Annotated in this window: 3 protein-coding genes; all 3 read right to left on the bottom strand. The window is 52.3% G+C overall.

Annotated elements, in window-relative coordinates; genetic code table 11:
- Positions 1-441: 441 nt before the first annotated feature.
- The gene (locus AAH187_RS18935) at positions 442-696 is read right to left on the bottom strand and encodes a type II toxin-antitoxin system prevent-host-death family antitoxin (RefSeq protein WP_342350051.1); all 255 of its coding nucleotides are present in this window, start codon (positions 694-696) and stop codon (positions 442-444) included.
- Between the two features lie 319 nt (positions 697-1,015).
- Positions 1,016-1,543 (bottom strand): hypothetical protein, encoded by a 528-nt coding sequence (locus tag AAH187_RS18930; protein ID WP_342350050.1) that lies wholly within the window; start codon positions 1,541-1,543, stop codon positions 1,016-1,018.
- 147 nt (positions 1,544-1,690) lie between these two features.
- Positions 1,691-2,524 carry a HAMP domain-containing sensor histidine kinase gene (locus AAH187_RS18925; RefSeq protein WP_342350049.1) on the bottom strand — a complete coding sequence of 278 codons (834 nt, stop codon included), beginning with the start codon at positions 2,522-2,524 and terminating at the stop codon, positions 1,691-1,693.
- Positions 2,525-3,686: the final 1,162 nt, after the last annotated feature.

Raw genomic sequence — 3,686 nt, 5'->3', positions numbered from 1 at the left:
CATAGTTCCTGATACGGTGATGATTTGGACCAGGGTCGCATCCGCCTGCCATTTGATGGCAGACTCTTGTGCTTGCGTGAGCCCGGACGTTGCCTTCGCACTCGCAAGTACCCGACCTCAGGCTGGTCATCTGCCCTAACAACCAAACCTCCTCCCGAATGATGGGCAAAGATCAAGAGCGGTAGACTTCTTTTCGGTCGCCAATCTTGAGAACAAGGACAATGAGCGCCTTATCGCGGATCGTATAAATGATGCGATGGTCTCCCTCTCAAATACGGTACAGGTCATCCTCACCAACCAGTTTCTTCACACCCTGTGGGCGCGGGTTAGTTTGCAGCCTCGTGATGCGTTTAGCCAATCACTTTGCACTGCTTGGGAAAATGCTTTGAGCTGCGGTTCTGCGAGAGGAGCGAGCAGAATCGAATAGGCCATCGGAAAGGGTTAGAGCCCCAATTCCTTCAAAATCACATCAAGGGACTTCGCGCCTTTCTTCTTGGTTTCAGCCAAGGCGGCTCTGGCGTCGACGAGGTCGATTCGATCTTCCAATTCTTCTAACAACAGCAGGTCGGCAATCGGGACAACGACTGCGACTTCCTTCCCTCGCCGTCGCAACACCACGCGCTCGTTGCCGAATGCCACACGATTGATCGTATCCGCAAATCCTTCTCGTGCTTTGCCGGATGGTAAATGTGCCATGAACGACCTCATTTCCATTTTCCTCAAATGAACGGATCGTACGAATTGTACAAATGGTATTTTTGAAGAGGTGGGAAGTCAATCAGAAACATCTGAGTTTACAAGGCTATCAGAGGCCTCGCATGCCAGGAAAAGGCTCGAGGCGCGCCAAAACAATATAAGGATCACGTCTTCCTATCATACATGCCGGGTGCCGCTACGGCCCTTCTGACTTGATTCAATTTTAGATCTGGCTCTCTGAGGAACGAGACACGGCAGTATCGAGCCGGGCATCAAGCCATAGGCAAAATGGGTCAGCCACCGAGGTCTTCAGTACCCTCTACTTGTGCGCCTGATGTCGGAAGAACTTCCCGGTTTTGGCGTTGATGAGGGTGCTTCTGCCTTCCGCCTGGTCACTGACGATATTCCAATAGGCGCCCTGGCTTTTGGTGCCTCGGAGCATAACGTGGAGGGTCATCTTCGCCCGGCTTTTCCCCTTGAGCCCTTTCTTTTTTGCTTCTGTGATCGCCTGCGCACTGTCAATGAAATCTCCATCCACCGCATCGGTGAAGCTCGACGACACTTCAAGCGTCTGGGCGACCTTCCCGTCCTTCACGTCCACCTTGTATCCTTTTTTTCCCTGAGGCGAATGAAAGAGAAAGCTCCACTTCCCCGCAGTGCCATCCATAGTTCCTGATACGGTGATGATTTGGACCAGGGTCGCATCCGCCTGCCATTTGTTGGCCGATTCCTGAGCTTGTGAAAATCCGGTCTTCGCCGTCGTTTCTCCAGCAAGAACCAATGATGAACAAAGGGAAAATGCCAAGACGATCATGATCGAGAACAGGGGGAGTCGTGTCGATGTCATAGTAATTTCCCCTTTAAGGGCATTGCCGTGATGGATGTGCACGGCCGTGACCTGATTAAAACAAATGGCTCACCCACCAGAGCCGCCACGGATACTTGTGAACGGAAAGAATTCTCCATGACGCCACGACCAGCTAGAGCATCCAGGTCAGTCCTTGCGCTTCTTCCCTTCTTGCCGATCTGCCTGGGTCGTCTCGGATCCATGCACCGCTTCCCGGTATTGGGGTAGGCGAAAGCAAAAACAGGCCCCCTGCCCCTCTTCGCTTTCACACCAGATCTCCCCCCCTACCTTCTCGATCAGTTCCTTGGCGACCGCCAAGCCGTACCCTGTTGAAGGCTCTCCGCCCGTAGGTCGAGGGGTAAGTAGTATCCCGCGCTGAAAGAGTTTGGCCTGGTCCTCCTTACTCAAACCGGGGCCCTCATCTCGGACACGGCAAATCACCCAATCCTGCTGGGGTTCCACTTCGACCCAGATACGCTTCCCTGGTGGTGAGTACTTCACCGCGTTCGAGAACAGGTTATCCAGCGCGGCGGCCGTGGCCACACGATCCGTCCACACTGAAGGAACATCCGCAGGCGCTACGGAGAGACACTGAATCTGTTTTTGATCCGCAATGCGTTGATAAAAAATGCGGAACCGCTGGGCCATGATCGGCAGTTCCACTTTTTCGAAACGGAGCTGGGGATCCCGGCCCGTCTCGGCATTCACCATTTGGCTGACGGTGTGCGTCATCAAGCGAGTGGCATGCTGCAACGCCTCAAGCCCGGTGCGAACTTGTTCGTCCGGATGTTTCGCCAGCATCAACAGGAGTAATTCGACGGTGCCTCCTACCACCGTGAGAAAGTTATTCAGTGCATGTGCGGCAAAATGGACGGCACTTTCACTGACGACCGGCAATTTCTCCAGGTCATACAACACCTGCTCCAATTCCGACCTGGCTCTGAGAATGCCCGACACAATCTGATTCTTGTCCTCCTCCATGAACGCTCCTCCCTGCGATGGCCCTCGCGATCTCCCCAGAGTACATGAAGCCCAAACAATCTTGAAACTGATCCGCCTAAACTACGGACTGCTGTTTTCTTCAATATCATCAGGGACCTTGGGATCTCATGATGAATGCAGTTGAATCTCATTTGCCTGACTATGGTGCATCAATCGTTGCCGGGATGCCTGCCACATTCAATGATTGGATCGTCACCACATCCCCGGGAACCTAGGGCTTGCGGTGAATGTGCCAACCTCCTTCTCCTGCCCACATCCCGATACGCAACAGGCTACACAGCCTGTGTCGATTTTTCTTCAAACAGCGAATTAAGTCAAGAAAAAACAAGCCGCTTGGTATACGGCCCTGGAAAGGAGAAAGCCAAAGGAACGACCCTCAATTGTTTACAATTTTCGAGGCCTGCCGGGTTTGTGAGACACCCCGTCCGAATCCAGGGCTGTTTGGAAACTTCATACCAAATCTGTACGGCCCCAGTTGGTCGCTTACTATTCAAAAAAGGCCGTCATCCCCTCTCTGCACAGGCCGCTTACCATGTTTACCCTGGTTGTCAGCTCCATTCTCGATAGGAACTTCCTAAGAACGGGCCGTTCCCGGAATCTCTGGACAACGAAGTTAAGTGGATGTTCAAAAAACGAAACGCACCCTTATGCTTCCTGATACACCGGCCATTCAAACGGAGCATGCATCGCCATACACGTTGAGCATAGATTACCCCCCTAAGGTGAGTGTTTTCCGTATAGACTCAGCACCGTCAGCCATACGCTCACAGCCAAACCATTTGCCATGATAAAGGGAGGTGGGGAGTTTACGGGAGTCAGACGCTTACGTTCTCTGTCAAAAATTGAAATTGAGGCGCGTTCCTGAGAAGGCACTCACCTTCACCTCGATATAGTTATTCTGACTTCGTCCGGGGTGAGACTATCGGGCGCTCTACTGAACCATCAAAGGTCATTAACAAAGGACTTTCGCCCTTCAATCAGGGCAGGGCGAATGGAGTAGGCCGGGTAAAAAGGAAAGGGTGAGTATTGACTGTTCGACCGGCGTAAAACGAATGGAAAGTCTGGCCCTAGTGATCCATTTTCAGATTCTCATAGATTTCTCGCTAAAAATATTAATCCATTTTCGCCACTGACCAACGAG

It is taken from the genome of uncultured Nitrospira sp. (assembly GCA_902500695.1).
GTDB lineage: Bacteria > Nitrospirota > Nitrospiria > Nitrospirales > UBA8639 > Nitrospira_E.
Note: the sequence above shows the minus strand (reverse complement) of the source record. Positions and strands in the feature narration are given on the sequence as shown.